Source organism: Pseudomonas helleri (assembly GCF_045830615.1).
Lineage (GTDB): Bacteria > Pseudomonadota > Gammaproteobacteria > Pseudomonadales > Pseudomonadaceae > Aquipseudomonas > Aquipseudomonas helleri.
Window position 1 is genome coordinate 840,670 of sequence record NZ_CP174501.1, and the last position, 18,778, is coordinate 859,447.

Consider the following 18,778-nt stretch of genomic DNA (forward strand, 5'->3'; position numbering starts at 1 on the left):
AGTGGGTGAGGGCGCTTTTCAGCTTAACCAGGGATTAGCCTGCAAATGCCGTTGCTCAAATTCACGAATCTGCGCGCTGCGCTGCAAGGTGCTGCCAATCGCATCCAGCCCCTGTAATAGCGCATTTTTGCGCAGATCGTCGATCTTGAATTCAATCATTGAACCCTCCGCCAGGCGGATGCTTTGCGTGATCAGGTCAATCGTGATTTCGGCCGTTTCGGGCTGGCTGATGAGTCGGCCCAGCGCTTGCACCAATACGTCTTCCAGGGTGATCACCAACACGCCGTTGCGCTGGCAGTTGTCATAGAAAATCCCGGCGAAGCTGCTACCAATGAGCGCGCGGATACCCAATTGTTTCAAGCCCCACACCGCATGCTCGCGGCTGGAACCACAGCCAAAGTTCGGCCCGGTGACCAGAAAACGCGCGTCTTGCCACGCGGGCTTGTTGAGGATGAACTCAGGGTTGGGCTCGCCCGAGGGCAGAAAGCGCAGGTCGAAAAACACGCCGCGGTCCAGCCCGTTGCGATCAATACCTTTAAGAAACTGCTTGGGCATGATCACGTCAGTGTCGATATTAGCGGCGAGCAGGGGCGCGGCCTTGCCGCTGACGGTGGTGAACGGTTGCATGCTCAGAGTCTCCCGGCAAGTTGGCGAACGTCAGTGAGGTGCCCGGTAATGGCGGCGGCCGCGACCATAGCCGGGCTCATCAGGTGGGTGCGTGCCCCGGCGCCCTGGCGGCCTTCGAAGTTACGGTTGGTGCTGGAGGCGCAGCGGTCGCCGGGGGCGAGCACGTCATCGTTCATCGCCAGGCACATCGAGCAGCCAGACTGACGCCACTCAAATCCAGCCTCGATAAAGATCGCCGCCAAGCCTTCCGCTTCTGCCTGATCGCGCACCTGGGTGGAGCCAGGAACAATCATGGCGCGTACATGGGCTGCGACCTTGTGGCCGCGCACCACGTGGGCCGCGTCGCGTAAATCTTCAATCCGGGCATTGGTGCAGGAGCCGATAAAGGCGTGGCTGATGACCACCTCGTTCAGCGCCATGCCGGGCTCCAGGCCCATGTAGCTTAAGGCGCGACGCATGTCTTGGCGCAGAATCAGATCGCTGACGCCCTGCGGGTCAGGCACGGTGCTGCCAATGGTCGCGGCCTGGTCGGGGCTGGTGCCCCAGGTGACCATGGGCTGCAACTCAGTGGCGTCCAGGTGCACTTCTTGATCGAACTGTGCGCCGGGGTCGCTGTACAGCAAGCGCCAGCGGGCCACGGCGCGTTCCCATTGTTCGCCTTGCGGGGCACGCGGCTTGAGTTGCAGGTAGGCGAAGACTTTGTCATCGGGGGCCATAAAGGCGCCGCGAGCCCCGGCTTCGACGGCCATGTTGCAGATGGTCATGCGCGCTTCGACGCTCAGCCCCTCAATGGTCGAACCGGCAAACTCGATGGCGTAGCCGCTGGCGCCGGAGGCACCGATTTTATCGATCAGGGCCATGATCACGTCTTTGGAGGTCAGCCCTGTGCCCAGTTCGCCCTCAACCGTGACACGCATGCTTTTCAGGCGTTTATACACCAGGGTCTGGGTGGCCAGCAGGTGCTCGATTTCCGAAGTGCCGATGCCGAATCCAAACGCACCCAATGCCCCGTAGGTGGTGGTGTGGCTGTCACCGGCGGCGATCACCATGCCGGGCAAGATAAACCCTTGCTCCGGGGCGATGACGTGTTCGATGCCCTGGCGCTTGTCGAGCACATCAAACAGCTCGATGGCGAACTTTTCGCAGTTCTGTTGCAGGTACGACACCTGCAAGGCCCCGCCCGCATCGGCCATGGCGGCAACGCGTAACGGCGAGGTCGGGTTCACATGGTCAACCACCGCCAGTGCAGTGTGCGGGCGCCACACATCACGCCCGGCCTCGCGCAAACCGCTGAAGGCTTGCGGGCTGGTGTACTCGTTGATGACCTGACGGTCGATGTAGAGCAAAACATGCCCTTGGTCATCGAGCGCGCACACGGTGTGCGCGTCGATGTGCTTGTCATAGAGGGTTTTGGCGTGGGTCATGGTCAGGCTCGCAGCGAAAGGCATGCGAGCCATCATAAGGACAGGCAGTGCACCATCAATGGCCAGGCAGTGATGGCTCAGATCATGAATCGTGTTGGATATAAAACATTGCCGCGGCGCGCGAACTTTTTTGACACGGCTAGGGGGTAATTGATTTTTGTGTTACTTCAACCAACTACTTGCGCTTTACCTCACCGTCCTTTAGTGCGACGTCTGGATCGCTGAAAGAACTGCAAAGGCAGATAAGTTAAAATCATATTCACTTTAATTATAAATAACTGTCAGTTCTTACAGGTGTTTGTATTGGTTAAAGCCGCCAAGCTGTCGCAGTTGTTCTTCGCGCCATTTAGCGTGTTTGCATTTAATCATCTTAAGGTACTGATAATGACAAGACTATTGCTGGTAGTTTTAACCGTTTTATTGACAGCGTGCGCTAGCCATGAGGGTGTTAATACGTCGACGTCTGCTGCGACAACTCAACACTTGAATCGTTTAGGTGAAGAAACCGCAGTGGCATTGACCGAACGTTACAACAACCCGGTCAGTGCATGTCGGCCGCATAATCCCTCCGCCGCATTTGAATGTTCAGGTGTCATCATCAGGGGGACGTCGCCTTCGACCCAATATCATGCCTGGAACCCCAACCCCAGCGGTACCGGGGTATCGTTCTCGTATTTGCGCAAAGACATAATAATTACAGATTTCTATATTTATAAGAATGGGTTTATCTTTTATCCGCGCCTGCTTGCACCTGAAGGTAAAGTCAGTGTGTCCATTTTGTGTTTCTTCCCTCGGGATGGGGCGACGGTTGTAAGGGAGGATCAGGGATGCGGTCAAAGCCCCAATCGGCCAACCAGCCGGGAGTGCCAGGAACAAGGTATTAATACGGCTGAACGATGGGTCGAGCATTACAATCAATATGGCAGTTATAGCGACATGTGCGGGTTTAATGTGCGTGAAGCATTAGGTGAAAACGCGACGATTGCATTTGCCGAAGGGCTCAAAGCTCAGCGTTTGATATTCAACCCTCTAATTGATAGTTACAACGAGCTGAGAATCGCCAAGTGGGATCAGGACATAGGTGATGTATTACCGCTTCAAGCGTTCTTTTACCTGGACAGTTCAGGCAAGGCTGGCGCGCAGTATGACCAACAGGATTTTTTGAAGGAGACGGGCATTCTGGTTCCGATCATTCTCATTACCTTGCCGGCCACTGAAGCGGATCAAGCAACTTTCCAATTTATTCCCGAAGATCAAGCACCGAGCCTGCATACCCAACGATGAGTTAATGGTCCGGGTCATGGATCAGGCTCGCAGCTAGAGGCATGCGAGCCATCATCAGGACGGGCCATGCACTATAAATGGCCCGGTACTCAGCCTAGAAAACCTGCCAGGACACCGTGCTTGTCATGGCGACCCGCACATACGATGCGCCTCTTGGGTGAGAGCGCCATACCTTGCTTTGATGAGGTATGGACGAACGTACCGGTGGATGCCAGACCCTTCTGGCCAAAGCTGTTGTCCGGGGTACCGTCTGACAGATAGCGGCCAATCATCCCCTGCGGCGCAGGATCTGACGCGGCTCTATAGCCCGCGATGACCAACTTTGCATCGGGCTGGCAAACGATCTGATGACACTGAAGAGGAGATATTGCCGGGAAAGTGATAATCACGGGTTTTGCCTGATTGAACGTCGTATCCAGCTGCCCATTGAAGGTTATCCCGACCATCATGCCGTGACTGATATTCGGGTCACTCCTCAAATTTGTGCTACCGATACTGACCAGGCCGGTGGGTGTTTCGACAAGACTGAACTGCAAGTACGTTTTGTCGTCGTAAGCCAGTGTGAGAACGCCTTGGTCTGCAAAGTCGGGCACCAAAACGCCCTGGCTATCAAAGCAGGCAATAAACACATCGTTATTCAGCACGCTGCTGAAAACAACGAGGTGGCCGTTCTTCAGCATCAGCACGCCTCCGGGCGATGTCGATTGTCCATGATATTGAAATTCACGCACGCCACGTTCGGCAAAGCGCTCATCCAGTGTGCCGTCAGGCATTAACTTTGTTATGTAAGTTGTCCACAGGCCATTTAAACTTTTGCCATACACCATGAAGATACTGTTGTCTGGAGAAACACAGGCAGAGTTGAACATATAGGATTCATTTTCAAGCGGCTCAGGTACTGCAAAAACCCCTTGTTCAGCAAATGTCTTGTCTACAGCACCGTCCTTTTTCACACAGATCAGTGCAGGCACTGGTTTGACGGAGTTTACCAAAAAGTGCCCCCATAACAGCGTGCGAGTATCAGGCATCAACGCGAGCCCGGATGCTACGTTACGGTGGCCTTGCTTGAACACGCACTCAACCAGGCCTTCGACACCAAACGTGCGATCCATCGCGCCATCGTTTGTAAGGCGCGCAATGCCCATGACAGTACTGTTGTCTGGAGTATTTGCTGCCCATGTCGCCAGAAACATGTTATCCGGTGTGGCCACCACGCAACTTGAATTGCCGGTTGTCAGGTGCGAGGAGTTAATAACGGCAATGCCTTCTTTGCCAAAGTGCGGATCCGCAGCGCCAGAATTATCGGCTTTTATTAGAGATGAAATACTCATGATGTTTTGCCCCTCTCAACGCATTGTTTATTTTAGTGTGATGGTCTTGTTGTGTGCGCGTTCGAGTTAATAGGGTTTTAAAATAATTACTACTGTTAGAAATAACAGTTTTGATATTGATTTATTATGGTCGGCTTAGTTTTAATAGCGACGATGTGAAATAACGCTGAAACGTCGAGCTGGTTGTAGCCGCTGACGAGAAACGAGGCTGCGATGCGGGCGACAGGACCGCCCCTCACAGTGCTGTGGCAGCGCTGTGAGGGGGGCCAATGGCAGGGGTTAAGCGGAGGCTATTTCAGCCGGTGAAACGATGCTGGTTTTGGCCCCGCGTGAACGGCCCGAGCTCAGGTAGGCGGCGATCGATTCCTGGGTCACTTCACCGAGGAACACACGTTCGGCGTCCATCACCGGCAACCAGGAGCGGTTGAACTCGTACATGCGCGACAGCAGGATGCGCAAGTGTTCGTCGTAGGCCGCCGTGGCGTTGAATTCACGCAGGAATTGGCCGCAGGTGCCGGTCTGACGGTGCAGGTCGCGACGACGGACATAACCCAGTGCCTTGTTGTCGGCGTCGGTAACGACGACATAGCGGCGGTCGAGTTCGTCCATCAGGTCCAGTGCTTCGGCCACCGGCGTTTCCGGGCTCACCGACGGTGCGTTGTCGGCCGCGTCTTCGGCCTTGACCAGCAGCAAGCGCTTGAGCGTGCTGTCCTGGCCGACAAAGTTGCTGACAAAGTCGTCCGCCGGATGCGCGAGCAGGGTGTCCGGGTGGTCCATCTGCAGCAGCTTGCCGCCACGGAAGATGGCGATTTTGTCACCCAACTTGATCGCTTCGTCGATGTCGTGGCTGACCATGATCACGGTCTTGTTCAGCGCGCGCTGCATCTCGAAAAATTCGTTCTGGATCATTTCGCGGTTGATCGGGTCGACCGCACCGAACGGCTCGTCCATCAACAGCAGCGGTGCGTCGGCCGCGAGGGCGCGGATCACGCCGATACGTTGTTGCTGGCCACCCGACAGCTCACGCGGATAGCGGTGCAGGTACTGCTTGGGTTCCAGCTTGATCATGCTCATCAGTTCGCGGGCACGGTCATGGCACTTTTGCTTGTCCCAGCCCAGCAGGCGCGGCACTACGGTGATGTTTTCTTCGATGGTCATGTTCGGGAACAGACCGATCTGCTGAATCACGTAACCAATGTTGCGGCGCAGCGTCACCGCGTCGAGGTCGGTGGTGTCTTCGCCGTTGATCAAAATCTTGCCGGAGGTCGGTTTGATCAGGCGGTTGATCATCTTCAGCGTGGTGCTTTTGCCGCAACCCGATGGCCCGAGGAATACGCAGATTTCGCCTTCGTTGACGGTCAGGCTTACCGAGTCCACGGCCTTGACGTCTTTGCCGTTGCTTTGGAAGGTCTTGCTGAGGTTTTGAAGTTCGATCATTTCAGTAATCCTTTTGGAGTCAACGAGCGTTGCAGCCATTGCAGAAGCAGGTCAGCGACGATGGCCAGAACACTGACCAGGACCGCGCCGACGATCAGCATCGACATGTCGCTGCGGCTGATTGCAGCCAGAATAAGTACACCCAGACCACCAGCACCGATGGTGGCGGCGATGGTCATGACACCGATGTTCATCACCACGGCGGTGCGCACACCGGCCAGAATCACCGGTACAGCGATGGGCAGTTCAACCATGCGCAGGCGCTGGCCGAAGGTCATGCCGATGCCGCGTGCAGCTTCACGAATACCTGGCTCAACACCGGTGAGGGCGAGGTAGGTGTTGCGCATGATCGGCAGCAGCGAATACAGGAACACGGCGGTAATGGCGGGCATCGGACCGAGGCCCTGGCCGAACTTCGAGTAAAACGGCAGCAACAGACCAAACAGCGCAATCGACGGAATGGTCAGCATCACCGTGGCGCTGGCTTGCATGGGGCCTGCCAGCGACGGGAAGCGGGTCATCAGCACGCCCAGCGGCACGCCGACCACAATGGCCAGGGTGACGGCAATACCGACCAGAGTGATGTGCTGCCATGTCAGGTGTGCGACCAGCGACCAGTCCATGTGGGAAAAGGCGTTTAGAAATTCCATGTCTTCTCCTCAGTTGAGTGGATGTTGGCGCAGAAAATCTGCGGCGACTTTGGACGGGCTTTCGTGGTCAACGTCGACCCGGGCGTTGAGCTGGCGCATGGTTTCGTCGTCCAGCAGGTCAGCCAGCGGCTTGAGTTGCGCTTCGAGCTCCGGGTGCGCGTCGAGGAAGGCTTTACGCACCACCGGCGCGGCGGTGTAGTCCGGGAAGTAATGCAGGTCGTCGTCGAGCAACTTGAGGTTGAAGGCGCTCAAACGACCGTCAGTGGTGTACACCAGCCCTGCAAACACCTGGCCGTTTTTAAGGGCGGTGTAGACCAGGCCTGCGTCCATCTGGCGAATGTTTTTGCGCGTCAGGTCCATGTCGTACAGCTTGACCATGCCTTGCAAACCGTCGGAGCGGTTGGCGAACTCGGTGTCGAGTGCCACCAGGGCGTTTTTGTTTTCCGGGTCACGCAGCGCCTTGTCCAGGTCGCTGATGGTGTTGATGTCCGGGAACTCTTCAGCCACGTTTTGTGGCAACGCCAGCGCATAGGTGTTGCTGAACTTGGACGGGTGCAGCCAGATCAGGCCCTTTTTCGCATCGACTTCTTTCACGCGGTCGTAGGCGTGATCTTTATCGAGCTTCTCGGTGATGTGGTTGTAGGCCACCAGCGACACGCCGGTGTATTCCCACACCATGTCCAGTTGTCCGGTTTCATGGGCGCTGCGTGCCAGGCTGCTGCCCAGGCCGCCGGTTACCTGGGCGTTATAGCCCTTGCTGTTGAGGTACTGGGCGGTGATTTCCGCGAGCAGGGTTTGCTCGGTAAACACCCGCGCACCGATACGGATGGTGGGTTTTTCTGCGGCCTGAACAATTCCTGCGAACAGCAGGATGCAGCCTAATATCAAGCTAATTTTCTTCATGATTATTCCTTTCCTCAGCCCGACCTATGAAGGTCGCAGACCGCGTTCCAACCAGCGGCGGCTGATGAGTATCACCAGGCCGTCGAGCAGCAATGCCAACAGCGCGGTACAGGCTGCGCCAAGGATCAATTGCGGCTGATTGTTGAGGGCAATGCCAGGGAAAATCAGACTGCCCAGGCTGTTGGCGCCAATCAGGAAGGCCAGCGGCGCAGTACCGACGTTAATCGCCAGTGCAACCCGCACGCCGCCCATGATGATGGGCACGGCATTGGGCAATTCGACGCGCCACAGCACTTGGCGCGGGGTCATGCCGATACCGACAGCGGCTTCTTTGAGTGAGGCAGGAACGTTTTTCAGGCCTTCGTAGGTGTTGCGCACAATGGGCAGCAACGAGGCGAGAAACAGCGCGAAGATAGCAGGCCCGCTGCCGATCCCCAGAAAACCCAGGGCAATGGCCAGTACTGCAAGCGGTGGAACGGTGTTACCGATGTTGAAGACCTGCATGAAACGTTCGGCATGCCCGACCATGCTCGGTCGGCTTAACGCAATGCCAGCGGGTATCCCTACAAGGAGGGCGATAAACATTGAAGCGAGTACGAGGTACAGGTGGGCTTGCAGGTAGAACAACAGATCATCTTGATAGTGTTCGATAGTGCTTATGCCGATCCAGTGGACCAACAGGGCCAGGACCGCGATCACAACCGCGCATCCTATAAGCCCTTTACCATAGCGATTAGCCATAGGCGGACTCCTTTTTTTTCAGTCGGCGGACACATTCCCGTGTGGCAAGGCCATTTCTGGCTGCCGGCAATGCGTTCGCGAAGAGCAACAGGTGGGGCGAAATGCACCCCAATTGCCTGTCATTAGCGCAGCCTCGTCAGACTAACTTGCTGATAATTCAGCCCCTGACACGTTGTCGTATCAAAGGAATGGACGCCTCCACTGTTTAAAAGGTTCACATTTTTTACGGCACATTGCCACCCTTGTCCGACGAGCAAGGGTGCGAACGGTGGCTGCACGGCCCTGATTTGGGCTATAATCCGCGCCCTTTTTTGAATCAATCGTCAGGCGATTTCCCATGACCCATCAGGCCGCCGAAGTCGCGAAACGCCGCACTTTCGCCATTATTTCCCACCCCGATGCGGGTAAAACCACCATCACCGAGAAGCTCTTGCTGATGGGCAAGGCGATTGCGGTCGCCGGTACGGTGAAATCGCGAAAGTCCGACCGCCATGCCACCTCCGACTGGATGGAAATGGAAAAGCAACGGGGTATTTCGATTACCACGTCGGTCATGCAGTTCCCGTATCGCGACCACATGATCAACCTGCTCGACACCCCGGGCCACGAAGACTTCTCGGAAGATACCTACCGCACGTTGACGGCGGTCGACTCGGCGCTGATGGTGCTCGACGGCGGTAAAGGTGTTGAGCCGCGGACCATCGCCCTGATGGACGTTTGCCGTCTGCGTGACACGCCGATCGTCAGCTTCATCAACAAACTCGACCGTGACATTCGTGACCCGATCGAATTGCTTGACGAGATCGAAGCCGTCCTCAAAATCAAGGCAGCGCCGATCACCTGGCCGATCGGTTGCTACCGCGACTTCAAGGGCGTTTACCACCTGGCAGACGACTACATCATCGTCTACACCGCCGGGCACGGTCATGAACGCACCGAAACCAAGATCATCGAAAAGCTCGACTCCGACGAAGCCCGCGCCCACCTGGGTGACGAGTACGATCGTTTTGTCGAACAGCTTGAGCTGGTGCAGGGCGCCTGCCACGAGTTCAACCAGCAGGAGTTCCTCGACGGTCAACTGACCCCGGTGTTCTTCGGTACGGCGCTGGGCAACTTCGGTGTCGACCACGTGCTGGACGCGGTGGTTGACTGGGCACCGATGCCGCTGGCCCGTGTGGCCAACGAGCGTGTGGTTGAGCCGGTTGAAGAAAAATTCAGCGGCTTCGTGTTCAAGATCCAGGCGAACATGGACCCTAAACACCGCGACCGTATCGCCTTTATGCGCATTTGCTCGGGCAAGTACGAAAAGGGCATGAAGATGCGCCACGCGCGTACTGGCAAAGACGTGCGCATTGGCGATGCGCTGACGTTCTTCTCCTCCGAGCGTGAACAGCTCGAAGAAGCCTACGCGGGCGACATCATCGGTTTGCACAACCACGGCACCATCCAGATCGGTGACACCTTCACCGAGGGTGAAAACCTCAGCTTCACCGGTATCCCGCACTTCGCCCCGGAACTGTTCCGTCGCGTGCGTCTGCGCGATCCGCTCAAGTCCAAGCAGTTGCGCCAAGGCTTGCAGCAACTGGCCGAAGAAGGCGCCACCCAGGTGTTCTTCCCGGAGCGCAGCAACGACATCATTCTGGGCGCCGTCGGTGTGCTGCAGTTCGACGTGGTCGCGAGCCGCTTGAAAGAAGAATACAAAGTGGAATGCTCCTACGAGCCAATCACTGTGTACTCGGCGCGCTGGATCGACAGCAGCGATAAAAAGAAGATGGAAGAGTTCAGCAACAAGGCCGTCGAAAACCTGGCCGTCGATGGCGGCGGGCACCTGACTTACCTGGCCCCGACCCGCGTCAACCTGGCGTTGATGGAAGAGCGTTGGCCTGAGATCAGCTTCCGTGCAACGCGTGAGCACCACTAAGTAGTCTGTTGAATCTGCTATCGCTGTTGCTCAGTGATAGCAGACTTCAATCTTTATAACTGATGCCAAACAGTTTCGTATTAAAGCTGCAGCGTTGACGAGAGCCTTGTCAGTGCGTGACTTGTCTCTTTTAAACCCTCCAACAATGATGTGATCTGGATAAACGAAGTGCTGGCTAATCGGAGTGTGGTTTGTAGAGAGTTGGATTTAAGTCCTGTATCAATTCTTTTAAAAAAAAGTAACATGCTAGAGCATAAAAACCTAAGGTCACTGCCTGCCTGACGGGCACTCACGTGTAGATCGCGCAGCGCTTTTAAATAACTGTCGTAGTTGTTAGCAGTACTCAGGGGCTTTAAAAAAGGAGTCAGGTAGGCTTGTGAAAAGACTGAGTTTAATAATTCATCGTAATAGTAAATTGAAAGTTTCGATACAGACGGGTGGCACAGACAGATAGGCGTAAGCAGCGAGTCAATAAAGTGGGCAAAAAAAGAGTGGGTGGTATTTGAGTCCTCCATGAGCATCTGACTGAATAAGGTTGATGTGAATGCGCATTCTTCTACGAGAGCCCTCAGGTTGTTTATAAGGTCTTTGATATTTGAATGATTAAGCGGGGTATGCGTTCCTGAGGTGATAGGGGTGAAGTTCTGGTGGGGAAGGTCCTTCAGCGTATTAGTCTGTGCTGAATGAGATAGCTTTTTCACCTCGTGTTCGAACTCTTGCAAAAAATGATACGTTTGCTCAACTATTCGATTGCCCATAATCCCCAGCACTGAGACAAGCTCAACGATAGATCGCCAATGAGTTTCGTTGGACGCAGCGTTCCGCATCAGTGCTTGTATATCGAGAGGTGAAAACAGTTCATGGCCACTTCCTTTATAGTCATCTGAACGTAGTTTCATCTGTTCTAATATGCCGGGAAATTCGCTCAAAAAAACAAGGTACCTTTTTAGTGTAATGAATGTTTGTGCTTCGGTTAAGTTTTCATTCATGGCCTGTTGCTTAAAAAGTACGACTGTTCTTTCGTGCTGACTGGGGGGTAGAACTAAGTGACAGTCGTTTGTAAACTTACCGCTAAGGCAAGTTTAGGGGTGGTTTATAGTTAGTGACTTACCAAGGGTTTGAAATAGGCGTCAATAGTGTAATAAATTGTTGGGCGTTGCTTTTAAAGTCTGCATCAGACTGTGCAGCGAATGATTCAAAATTTTCAATGACGTGCTGATACTCACAGCTGTAAGTTTTTAGTAGGTTGACAATGGTGTGTAGGGTATCGATGAATTCAATCTTGCCCATGATGGCAACTATTTGCTTTTGCTTTGACGCTATGGAAGTACTCTGGACGGTTATTTTACTTACCAGTGTATCTCGCTGTTTCACCATATCCTTGTATCGAGTGCCCTCGCCAATCGTGACAATGGTTTCTTTCATTTGATTAATGGCTAACAGTATGACCGCTATGTGCGGGGAGGCCATTCCGAGTTGAGTAAGGCTTTGCTGCGTCAAGGTAACATTCTTTGAAATAGCTTCAGGGCTACCTTGTGAGAGCACATCGATGGCATCGGTAAGGATTTGTCGTTTCTCTTGAAATTTTATTTTTTGTTCGTTCAATAGGATCAGGGCAGCTTCAGCTTCTATCTGATCTTTTTTAAATTCTTTAAGGTGCTCTTGTGTAAGGCTGGGGGATAATGGGCTTTCGATGTTAGACATTTGGGCGGATAACTGGTCTTTAAAGTCGCGCAATTTGCTTTTAGCGTTGGCAGGAAGATTATCACGTTCGGCGAGGATGTCTTTATCGGTATGTTCGGCGTTTTTTAATTCAATCTCGAGATAGGCCAGAGCTTTAAGGTTTGTTTCGAGCGACATCTTTGCGATTAATGCCGTATCGCGTAAAGTCTGACCACTATTTGTGACATCGATAATTAATTGTTGGAGTTGGCTGTGCAGTGAGGGCAGGCAGTTGAATTTGATAAAAAGAGCTTCGGCGGTGCTGGCGCTGTCCTTCATAAAGTTGAGGCTGCCCGCCATGATGGTTGGGGTGACGGGTATGTAGAGAGGGGCTGTCATTTTATAACTCCATTGGATTCTGGGTTTACTGGGCGCTGTTTGTATGGATTCGTTTGTATTCTTGATCGGCCTCTTTGAAAATTTTAATAAAGAGGTCGGTATGTTTTTGAATGTCTCGCCATGGTTCGACCACGAGCTTGAAATGAAGAATAAACAGCCCAAGGCTTACAGTGTCATTGATATTCTCTGTTGACTTTTTAGAGGCCTGTACAAAATTGAGTATGGCGCTCCACACGTGTCTTAAGTTTTTCGTTGCAGTCTCAGCGTCAAACGTGACGCTTTGAAGGCCTATTAATTCGTGCTTGACTCTATACAACGAGGCAAGGGTCTGGTTTTTTTGGCTGAGTTTTTCGATTTCCTGTCGCTGCTCCTCTCTTAATTGGTTGCGTTCGTTCCTTGTGTTCTCGGCTTCCACACCCATATAAATAGCCATTCCTAGGCCCGCTACATTTAGCGATGCCGCAGAGGCGAAAGATTTTTCTACCAGAGATGTGTACTCTTTGTTTTTTTCTTCAATTCGTAAAGAGCGTTCATCTATCGAATGTTTAAGTTCGGTTATGTCAGTCTGGACGGTGTTGTCGCTGACTAATTTGAGCTGTGTTTTTATATTGGGTAGCACGTGATTGGTTAAATCATTGCTAAAGCTTATGATGTTTCTATTGAGGGTGTCTGTCTCTTTTAAATTAATATTAATTTCCTCAAATATGAGTGATAAATAGGCGCCGAGGTCTTTTTTTGTGCCTTTCTCCAGCGCTATGCCAGGGAAGTGTACGTCTGAGATTAGCTCGATATTTTTTAATTGAGCAAGTGTGGTTATGTTGTTTGAGTCAAGGTATTTTCTAATGTCTTCGGAGTTTTTTATTCCGGTGTTAAGGTCTGTTATCGAGTCGCCATATATAATCATGTGGCTCGAAAATATTTTAAGCTTGGTGCCCGTTAGCCTTATCTCGTCATTTAAGGGCGCCCAACGTAAAGCATGCTCGCGTGTTTGGGTAAACGTGTTTAGAAAGTCTTTGTGTGCGAGGCCAAGTCCGCCGTCATTCGCGTTACCAAATCTCAGATAAATTTGAACGTCTTCAAGGGTGTATGGGAGTGCCAAAGCCGTAGCTTCATATATTTTGATATTGATGATGTCTTTCTTTGTGAGTAAAAGCCCGGGATCCCGGCTTACGTCGTCCCTTTCCGCGACTGAAGCACTGATTAATTCTTTAGGTGCGGTCTTCGCTATATGAGCAATTTCGTCGAAAGAGAATTCTGTAGATGTTCTTTCAGTAGAAATATCAGGTTTCATGGTTGGCCTTATGAATGTGAACGTATGAGTTGTATAGCGTTAAGCGGATGGCTGTTTGTTGTTAAATACCCTAGCTCAGGATTGTATGAAATAAAAAGAGCCAGGATGTGAAGGCGCTCTAGTGTGTTGGTTGCTTGAGTAGAGTGACGGTGTTTCGGGGTTCGATACTAACTGCTTGATTAGGTGAGGTATATTTTTTGTGTGTTGAAAATCGCAGGTTGCGGGGGGAGTTGGGTGGCGATATGTTTGCTAAAGTGGCTACGCCGAGATTGCAAGCTTCGTACAATATATATGTCTATAAGTTGAGTCAGAGAGTGCGTTGGGCTGACGAAGTTAAAAAAGCTGAATGTTATTTAGCGATCACCGTAGCGATTAAATGCAACCCTTATCAGATGTTGATTTTCAATCGTATTAACGATTTTTGCGATAGCCACTGCTGGTTGAGTCTGGATCCGGAAGTGTATGAATTTTTTCTGTGGGGATTATCGTGAGGCGTTATCCCAATGCCTTTATAGACAAGGGTGTAGTCCTACATAAGAAGTTTTAATGCGCTGTCGTACAGTCAGTGAGTGGGCTGAGGTTTTTTCTGTTTTTTCTGTTGTGGCTGTTTTTAGTGTTTTTTTGATTTAGTGTTTTGCATGTGTCTGCAGTAAACGACATTGAACAGCAGATTAGGTTTGATAAATATTTTAGTGCCGCCATGTTTGCGGCTATCAGGGATAAAAGAAATGAATGGATTCGATGATAAATCTGGCTTTAAAACCGAAGGAAGAAATTCTGACAATCGTGCAGTTGAAGACGATGTGGAGTTATTGGAGGAGCATGGAGGCTCGAATCTCGGTACGAAGTTTTTAGATATTAAGCTTTTCAAACCACCCGTGAAAAAGCCTCCCGTAGAAAAACCGCCAAAACCACCGGTTGGAACGCCGCCAAAACCACCGGTTGGAACGCCGCCAAAACCACCGGTTGGAACGCCGCCAAAACCACCGGTTGGAACGCCGCCAAAACCACCGGTTGGAACGCCGCCAAAACCACCGGTTGGAACGCCGCCAAAACCACCGGTTGGAACGCCGCCAAAACCACCGGTTGGAACGCCGCCAAAACCACCGGTTGGAACGCCGCCAAAACCACCGGTTGGAACGCCGCCAAAACCACCGGTTGGAACGCCGCCAAAACCACCGGTTGGAACGCCGCCAAAACCACCGGTTGGGACGCCGCCAAAACCACCGGTTGGAACGCCGCCAAAACCACCGGTTGGGACGCCGCCAAAACCACCGGCTGTAAAACCGCCAAATCTAACCGCAACAGCGCCAGCCAGTGGCGGTTCAAATACATTTAACGATCTTGCTCGGTCGGTTCTGGAAAGTTTCGTTGCTCCGGTGGCTGTTGCTTACACCGTGAATAAACTCACTGGCGAGCGCTCACTCGTACACCCGCAAGGGAGTCAGCCTAATGCCAACGGGTCTGTCAGCTATCCAGATGGCTCTGTCGCACTCACTGATGGTTCGGTCAAACACCCTGACGGAGGTGTTACTAAACCGGATGGACTTTATGTCTATGCCAATGGCAATACGTTTAATAACACGACAGGTGTGTTTACGTTTGCCGATGGTGTAAGTGTTCAGGCTGTGAAAAATAGCAGCGGCCAGTGGGAATTCCCTGATCTGAGGGCGCCTGAAGCGGGTAAGGATGATGCGCCTCCTGAAAGCTCGGCCCGGGAGCTGTACACCTATGAAAACGGCGATACGTTTGATCACGACACCGGTGTGTTTACCTACTTGCAGGGCACAAGTGTCCAGTACGTGAGAAACAGCAGTGGTGAGTGGGTGGCTCCGGACTCCAAGTAACGCTGATGTTTCACACGTACCGCCAATAAATGTCAGATCGGCTTGATCCTGCGCTCAGTAACCGGCGGTCAGTGACGACGCTCGATCATCTGTTGATTTCTGTTTCCGATGATCGAGCGTTGACCGGTTGCTCGGGCGGTTTTCTTAACCCTGCAAAAAACGGTCGAGTAGGCGCAGCGCTGGATCTGGCCACCCGTGAACATGTGCGGGTAGCGATGGTAATGCTCAGGGGGGCATGCCGACCTGCTTTAATATGGCCTGCAACTTTTCGCGGCGTTCGCTGGTGCTCATGGCGATAGTGATCAGCAGCGGCTCGGCCAGTTGGTCACCGACCTTTTGCCGTGGGTTAAGTGAGGCGTAGGGGCTTTGGAAGACCATCTGCACGTCTTTGCGCAGTTGTTTGCGTTCGGCCTTGTTGGCGCCTGCCACTTCTGTTTGGTCTGCAGCATTGAGGGAGTATTCGAATGCTATGGTTAAGAGCAGTGGTTCATCGGCTGATTAGTCCCCGCCAAAGCAAAGGTAATGTTCATGCCTCGCTCACCAACGCTGTTATGCCAGCACACCCCGACCTTGGCGGTTTTTGATCCGCGTGGCTTGCAGGTCCGTACTGTGAGTTTCTGCCGCTCAGCCGAGGCAGGCCCTGCCGATGAACGGATAAACCGAAACGCTTATGACGCCATGGGCCGCTTGCAGGCGCAGTGGGACCCGCGTTTGTGGGCACTGCACTCGCAAAGCGCACCCTCCAATGTGAACGTTGTTTATTCACTCACGCAAAAAAGCGTGTATTCGGGTCGTTCAGATGCAGGAGAGCGTACCCACTTGTTTAATGATGCTCAGCAATGTGTCCAGCAATGGGACAGCCAAAGCAGACTGCGCCTGAGTGTCTTTGACGGTTCAATGCGTATCAAGGCGACGTTTGAGGAAGGCATATGTTCGGCGCGATATGAATACGCCGATGGTCGTGATGAGTTTTCCGGGCATAACCAATGCGGGCGCTTGATTCGGCATGATGACTCTGCGGGGACTCAGACGTTTAATGAATTTGCTATCAATGGTGGTGTGACGTCACAGACTCGGCGTTTTCTTCGTGATCTTGTAGAGCCTGATTGGCCACTCCAATGGCAAGAGCGGGAGGAACTGCTTGAACCACTCACCCAGCAAGCCACCACCACGTGGGTCAATAACGCTCAAAACGATTCAGTGGCGCAAAAGGATGCAAAGGGTAATCAGCAGTTTTTTCGATACAGCATTGCCGGTCAACTACAGTCCGTTAGCGTGCAGTTAAATAATCAGTCCGCGCCGCAGTGTGTTGTCAGTGCTATTGGATATAACGCTCAAAATAAAATTGAACAGGAAGTCACGGGTAACGGGGTGACGAGTACAGTTCAGTATTGCCCGGCCAGTGGCCGGATGATTCGAATTAAAGCGCAACGCTCTTCAGGCTTTGTTTTGCAGGATGTGCACTATCAGCACGACCCGGTCGGCAACATAATCAGTGCCGATGACGCTGTTTCATCCACGCGCTACTTTGCCAATCAGCGTGTGGAACCCGTTAACCGTTATGCCTACGATAGCGTGTACCAGTTGATTGAAGCCACAGGGTGGGAGGCGGGCGGTTTAAACAAGGGGCCGTTTTCCAATCGCTTTGCTGATACCCGGGCGGTGGGCAATTATCGGCAAACGTATACCTACGATGCCAGTGGCAATGTGTTGAGCTTGGTGCACGTGGGACCACAGACCCATAGCCAGGTGATGACCATCGCACAGTACAGTAACCGGGCACTCCCCGAGCGTGAGGGGGACGCCCCCACTGAAGAAGAAATCGCGGCGGCGTTTGATGGCAACGGTAACCGGTTGATGCTCCAGGCCGGGCAATCAATGATGTGGGATTCGCATAATCAGTTGCGCGAAGTGCACCCTGTAGCGCGTCCGGATGGCAATAATGATAGTGAACTCTATGTTTATGGTGCCAATGGCCTGCGTTGTCGCAAGGTACGGTTACTCCAGACCAAGGCTCGAACACTGATCTCGGAAACACGCTATCTCCCGGGCCTGGAGTTACGAACGTGCGCTGTTACCCAGAAAGTCGTTCAAGAGATCCGTATAAATGCCGGGCGTACTCGGGCGTGGGTATTGCAGTGCATTACGCCACCTGAAGGTGCTAACGATCCAGTGCGTTACTGTCTCACCGATCATTTGGGTTCTGACTGTATAGAGTTGGACAGCGAAGCTCGGATCATCAGTCAGGAAACCTATCATCCTTTCGGCACAACGGCTTGGTTTGCAGGACGTAACGAAGTTGAGTGTCGTTATAAAACGCGTCATTACTCAGGGCGAGAGCAGGATGCAACAGGCCTTGTCTATTACGGGCTTCGTTATTATGCCCCTTGGCTAATGCATTGGTTGAATCCTGACCCTCTGAGCGATATTGATGGATTAAATCTTTATCGATTCGTCCGCAATAACCCGGTGACACTACTGGATGTGTTGGGGGCCCTGCCCACCGATGATGAGGCTGATGTAGAGGTGGCCCTGGAGGCCGTAGAGTCATCCGATCACTTTTATGAACAGATCACTTATGAGGGTGTCGATAGCAGAGCGGCAGATGACGCGAGCAATAGCTATACAACCGAGGGTATTGCTCAAAGGCTGTTTGATCTTGACTATCAGTCATTCTCCGGGGGTAAGCGGGAGTTTAATATGATCAACACTGTTGATCTGGAGAGTGGGCTGGTCTCTACCGATATGACTGTTCGGGATGGTTTTCAGGCTGTGGCTGGTATCTTTGTGAATGTGTATACGCCTTCAAAGTGGGTGTTTAAAGAGAACTTTCGAGAGTCTTACGCGGGTCAGCAATTTTTTGCCAATGATATTACGCGGCATCAATACCGACTGGTTTCGAAAGCCATGGGCTTCTTCGGAAAACTGCCTTCGATGATTATCAGATTTGATGTACAAAACTATCGGACCTTAAAAGAAACCAGTGGGCTGGAAAATCATCACGCGCAGATGCATCGCGTTTTTCTGGGCAATACGCCCAATGGCAAAAGCACCGCCAGGATTCTTAAGGATTTTGGGTTGCGTGCGACGGGCGTAGAGCGAAAAAATGAACACGGACTGCAAAATTTTTATATTTCAGTCGTGCCTGATTTTTTCAATCCCACGCTAGCGTGGAAGTCTGCAGTGAAACGGACAATTGCGAGTCGTAAGCCCAATGGCGGCAACGCAAGCAGAGTGGGGCGTTCCTGATGCCGTGGCAGG

15 protein-coding genes and 1 pseudogene are annotated in these 18,778 nt (G+C 52.6%); 4 read left to right on the top strand and 12 right to left on the bottom strand.

All coding sequences use genetic code 11. The features are described 5' to 3' along the window. Window positions 1-18 precede the first annotated feature (18 nt). Both leuD and leuC read right to left on the bottom strand, forming a co-directional pair. Window positions 19-633, bottom strand: a complete 615-nt coding sequence (leuD, locus tag ACJJU9_RS03920; protein ID WP_173430595.1) for a 3-isopropylmalate dehydratase small subunit — start codon at window positions 631-633, stop codon at window positions 19-21. Then, window positions 630-2,051, bottom strand: coding sequence for a 3-isopropylmalate dehydratase large subunit (gene leuC / locus ACJJU9_RS03925; RefSeq protein WP_407730946.1), 1,422 nt, complete (start codon window positions 2,049-2,051; stop codon window positions 630-632). The genes leuD and leuC overlap by 4 nt, the downstream gene beginning before the upstream one ends. Window positions 2,052-2,354: 303 nt before the next feature. On the opposite strand from leuC, the gene ACJJU9_RS03930 reads away from it, so the two are divergent. After that, window positions 2,355-3,335 (top strand): hypothetical protein, encoded by a 981-nt coding sequence (locus ACJJU9_RS03930; RefSeq protein ID WP_407730103.1) that lies wholly within the window; start codon window positions 2,355-2,357, stop codon window positions 3,333-3,335. Window positions 3,336-3,424: 89 nt separating this feature from the next. Here the strand turns inward: ACJJU9_RS03930 and ACJJU9_RS03935 are convergent, their stop codons facing one another. From ACJJU9_RS03935 to ACJJU9_RS03955, 5 genes are all read right to left on the bottom strand, one after another. Then, window positions 3,425-4,666: a hypothetical protein gene (locus ACJJU9_RS03935; RefSeq protein ID WP_407730104.1), complete on the bottom strand. Its 1,242-nt coding sequence runs from the start codon at window positions 4,664-4,666 to the stop codon at window positions 3,425-3,427. Between the two features lie 279 nt (window positions 4,667-4,945). Next, on the bottom strand, window positions 4,946-6,103 hold the full coding sequence (locus ACJJU9_RS03940) for a betaine/proline/choline family ABC transporter ATP-binding protein (protein WP_048367267.1): 1,158 nt from the start codon (window positions 6,101-6,103) through the stop codon (window positions 4,946-4,948). Beyond that, window positions 6,100-6,753 carry an ABC transporter permease gene (locus ACJJU9_RS03945; protein ID WP_048367265.1) on the bottom strand — a complete coding sequence of 218 codons (654 nt, stop codon included), beginning with the start codon at window positions 6,751-6,753 and terminating at the stop codon, window positions 6,100-6,102. Before ACJJU9_RS03945 ends, ACJJU9_RS03940 begins: the two co-directional genes overlap by 4 nt. Before the next feature lie 9 nt (window positions 6,754-6,762). Continuing rightward, a complete protein-coding gene (locus ACJJU9_RS03950) occupies window positions 6,763-7,656 on the bottom strand; it encodes a glycine betaine ABC transporter substrate-binding protein (protein WP_048391634.1) in 894 nt (297 codons plus the stop codon). Between the two features lie 24 nt (window positions 7,657-7,680). Next, window positions 7,681-8,397 carry an ABC transporter permease gene (locus tag ACJJU9_RS03955; protein WP_407730105.1) on the bottom strand — a complete coding sequence of 239 codons (717 nt, stop codon included), beginning with the start codon at window positions 8,395-8,397 and terminating at the stop codon, window positions 7,681-7,683. Window positions 8,398-8,734: 337 nt separating this feature from the next. On the opposite strand from ACJJU9_RS03955, the gene ACJJU9_RS03960 reads away from it, so the two are divergent. Continuing rightward, window positions 8,735-10,318, top strand: a complete 1,584-nt coding sequence (locus ACJJU9_RS03960; protein WP_048367260.1) for a peptide chain release factor 3 — start codon at window positions 8,735-8,737, stop codon at window positions 10,316-10,318. Between the two features lie 80 nt (window positions 10,319-10,398). On the opposite strand, the gene ACJJU9_RS03965 is transcribed toward ACJJU9_RS03960, so the two are convergent. The 4 genes from ACJJU9_RS03965 to ACJJU9_RS03980 form a co-directional block, all read right to left on the bottom strand. Further along, window positions 10,399-11,307: a hypothetical protein gene (locus ACJJU9_RS03965; RefSeq protein ID WP_407730106.1), complete on the bottom strand. Its 909-nt coding sequence runs from the start codon at window positions 11,305-11,307 to the stop codon at window positions 10,399-10,401. Window positions 11,308-11,425: 118 nt separating this feature from the next. Then, window positions 11,426-12,379 (bottom strand): alpha-xenorhabdolysin family binary toxin subunit B, encoded by a 954-nt coding sequence (locus ACJJU9_RS03970; RefSeq protein WP_407730107.1) that lies wholly within the window; start codon window positions 12,377-12,379, stop codon window positions 11,426-11,428. Window positions 12,380-12,404: 25 nt separating this feature from the next. Next, a complete protein-coding gene (locus ACJJU9_RS03975) occupies window positions 12,405-13,670 on the bottom strand; it encodes an alpha-xenorhabdolysin family binary toxin subunit A (RefSeq protein ID WP_407730108.1) in 1,266 nt (421 codons plus the stop codon). An 867-nt stretch (window positions 13,671-14,537) separates the two neighbouring features. After that, a complete protein-coding gene (locus ACJJU9_RS03980) occupies window positions 14,538-15,005 on the bottom strand; it encodes a hypothetical protein (protein ID WP_407730109.1) in 468 nt (155 codons plus the stop codon). A gap of 62 nt (window positions 15,006-15,067) precedes the next feature. On the opposite strand from ACJJU9_RS03980, the gene ACJJU9_RS03985 reads away from it, so the two are divergent. Beyond that, complete coding sequence (locus ACJJU9_RS03985; RefSeq protein ID WP_407730110.1) at window positions 15,068-15,517, top strand: hypothetical protein; 450 nt, start codon at window positions 15,068-15,070, stop codon at window positions 15,515-15,517. Between the two features lie 170 nt (window positions 15,518-15,687). Here the strand turns inward: ACJJU9_RS03985 and ACJJU9_RS03990 are convergent. Further along, window positions 15,688-15,973 (bottom strand): annotated as a pseudogene (locus tag ACJJU9_RS03990) (ATP-binding cassette domain-containing protein); the annotation flags it as partial. Window positions 15,974-16,045: 72 nt separating this feature from the next. Here ACJJU9_RS03990 and ACJJU9_RS03995 point away from each other — a divergent pair. Then, entirely contained in the window at window positions 16,046-18,766 is a 2,721-nt protein-coding gene (locus ACJJU9_RS03995) for an RHS repeat domain-containing protein (protein ID WP_407730111.1), read from the top strand. Window positions 18,767-18,778 lie beyond the last annotated feature (12 nt).

Bases quoted from the DNA above. Each gene is read 5' to 3' on its own strand.
- leuC (WP_407730946.1), bottom strand. From the start codon at position 2,051: ATGACCCACGCCAAAACCCTCTATGACAAGCACATCGACGCGCACACC.
- ACJJU9_RS03935 (WP_407730104.1), bottom strand. From the start codon at position 4,666: ATGAGTATTTCATCTCTAATAAAAGCCGATAATTCTGGCGCTGCGGAT.
- ACJJU9_RS03940 (WP_048367267.1), bottom strand. From the start codon at position 6,103: ATGATCGAACTTCAAAACCTCAGCAAGACCTTCCAAAGCAACGGCAAA.
- ACJJU9_RS03945 (WP_048367265.1), bottom strand. From the start codon at position 6,753: ATGGAATTTCTAAACGCCTTTTCCCACATGGACTGGTCGCTGGTCGCA.
- ACJJU9_RS03950 (WP_048391634.1), bottom strand. From the start codon at position 7,656: ATGAAGAAAATTAGCTTGATATTAGGCTGCATCCTGCTGTTCGCAGGA.
- ACJJU9_RS03955 (WP_407730105.1), bottom strand. From the start codon at position 8,397: ATGGCTAATCGCTATGGTAAAGGGCTTATAGGATGCGCGGTTGTGATC.
- ACJJU9_RS03960 (WP_048367260.1), top strand. From the start codon at position 8,735: ATGACCCATCAGGCCGCCGAAGTCGCGAAACGCCGCACTTTCGCCATT.
- ACJJU9_RS03965 (WP_407730106.1), bottom strand. From the start codon at position 11,307: ATGAATGAAAACTTAACCGAAGCACAAACATTCATTACACTAAAAAGG.
- ACJJU9_RS03970 (WP_407730107.1), bottom strand. From the start codon at position 12,379: ATGACAGCCCCTCTCTACATACCCGTCACCCCAACCATCATGGCGGGC.
- ACJJU9_RS03975 (WP_407730108.1), bottom strand. From the start codon at position 13,670: ATGAAACCTGATATTTCTACTGAAAGAACATCTACAGAATTCTCTTTC.
- ACJJU9_RS03980 (WP_407730109.1), bottom strand. From the start codon at position 15,005: ATGTATTTGAACCGCCACTGGCTGGCGCTGTTGCGGTTAGATTTGGCG.
- ACJJU9_RS03995 (WP_407730111.1), top strand. From the start codon at position 16,046: ATGCCTCGCTCACCAACGCTGTTATGCCAGCACACCCCGACCTTGGCG.